Here is a 1,932-nt window from a genome sequence, read left to right on the forward strand (position 1 = left end):
AACTCCAAAAAATAAAATACCCAAAAACCCACACCCTCAAGGGTGGGGCTATACGGACGAAGCGGTGCCTGCGCGGGCTAAGAACGTCTTTTTAGTTCCTTAAGCATCGCATTTGGGTGATTTATTTGTTGCAATACCCTAACCAGGTGATGGATGATCTAGGGATGGGTCTACGGACTAAATGTTGGGTCATCTCCCAAATTTACCCGATCGAGCGGTTCCTGCATTCTGGGAATTATCGCAACTGGCGAGCTCGTTTCAAACAGCGATTAGGCTACGCAGGGGTTGAAAACTCATCCGGCGACAAGGAGCAGGTAAACAAGTCTGGATCCAAGATATTTCGCCAGATGTTGTATTTGTGGATCGTCACGGCGATCGCACCGACAAGAAACCGCCCCGATAGCGCGATCTCAAAACAACTCGCTGAGTTCTACGATTCTCGCAACCGGCAATATAATGAGAACCCTGAAATCTTCCATTCCAAGCTGTTACTAAAACAACAGCAGGATGAGATCGCAACTCTCAAGACTCAATTAGGGCCATTACTTTCCCCCGCGATCGTCCGACAGGTTGAGCAAAACTTGACCCTAGCCCTAGACTTCCCCACGCTGGTGGAAACCGAGGGCAAAACTACCGCGCCGGTGAAAAAGGGTGAGGCGAGAAAGCGAAGCGATTCGGGAAGTTAATCTGTAGCCAGACTGCTGCTAAAGGTGTTGACTTATTGTTCAACGAATTGATGCGGATTTTGCACCCGAAACCTTGACCCTGATTCAATTGTAAAGACCCTCTTAAACCATTAAGAGGGTCTTTTTAATCGGTGCTATTCTAACTACATAACCCTCTTCTGTCACTCTGGGTAGAGTATAATAAAAAAAATGGCTGAAAGCCAGAGTAGGACCATGATTGCCCCAAAACCAGCCAAGCCCACCCTCCCTCTAATTGATGAATACTGTGAAAACTATAAAAGCCTGTTTTCAGATGTTAAGACTTATGAGGCATTTAAGAATATTCATGTAGGAATATTATCCGAAATAAAACGAAAAAGTTGTGCGGGAAATCGCGAAAGTTTTGGGACTGGAAAACGCCCAGGGGTTACACCATTTTATGACTCGCTCTCCTTGGGACATTCACCAGCACAGAAATTCGAGAATTCAGCTCATTTCAAATCATTTAAAAGGTCGCAAAATTCGGGTGATTATTGATGAGACAGGAGACCCTAAAAAAGGCAAAAAACATGATTATGTAGCTCGGCAATATATCGGTCGATTAGGAAAGGTAGAAAACGGAATTGTATCTGTAGTTGCTTACGGATTAATTGAGGGAATAACTTTTCCAATCCTCTTTGAAGTCTTCAAGCCTCAAAAATGCTTAAAGCCGGGAGATGTTTATAAAACCAAACCTCAAATTGCCGCCGGATTAATTGAAGAAATGGTCCACCTTGGGTTATAAATAGAATTGGTATTAGCCGATAGTCTTTATGGGGAAAGTGAGGCTTATTTTTTGAAAAACCTGGAGGAATTAGGAATTTTGTATATGGTGTCAATCAGGAGTAATCATGGAGTCTGGCTACCTGAAGGACAAAGCGTTTCAGCCAATGAATGGACAACATTTACCCGGAATATGAATCAGGGTAAAACAGAAACTCGCTATATAAGAGAGGTTGTTTTTTGGTAAAAAAGGACGGATAACTTATTAGGAAATTACAACAGATAAAAAGGCTTTGCCGGAAAAAACAACAAGTTTTGTGATGAGCAATATTCCAAGCCTTAATTATAAAAATGTAGGGGATATATACGGAGATAGAACTTGGGTTGAATATGGATTTAGGCAATGTAAGTCTGAGTTGGGATGGGCCGATTGGAGGCTGACTCATTACTCGGATATCGAAAAATGGTGGTCACTTGTCTGTAGTGCTTATTTGCTTGTTACTTT

At 42.5% G+C, this 1,932-nt stretch carries 2 protein-coding genes and 1 pseudogene; all 3 read left to right on the top strand.

All coding sequences use genetic code 11. The features are described 5' to 3' along the window. Positions 1–347: 347 nt before the first annotated feature. Positions 348–686, top strand: a complete 339-nt coding sequence (locus tag NG833_RS29910; protein ID WP_254568906.1) for a hypothetical protein — start codon at positions 348–350, stop codon at positions 684–686. A gap of 361 nt (positions 687–1,047) precedes the next feature. Further along, positions 1,048–1,449, top strand: coding sequence for a transposase (locus NG833_RS29915; protein WP_309143900.1), 402 nt, complete (start codon positions 1,048–1,050; stop codon positions 1,447–1,449). Positions 1,450–1,720: 271 nt separating this feature from the next. After that, positions 1,721–1,932, top strand: a pseudogene (locus NG833_RS29920) (IS701 family transposase); the annotation flags it as partial.

Origin of the sequence: Oscillatoria sp. HE19RPO (assembly GCF_024220515.1) — a bacterium.
Lineage (GTDB): Bacteria > Cyanobacteriota > Cyanobacteriia > Cyanobacteriales > Laspinemataceae > Laspinema.

Excerpts from the sequence above, each read along its gene's own strand:
- NG833_RS29910 (WP_254568906.1), top strand. The coding sequence starts at position 348 with ATGTTGTATTTGTGGATCGTCACGGCGATCGCACCGACAAGAAACCGC.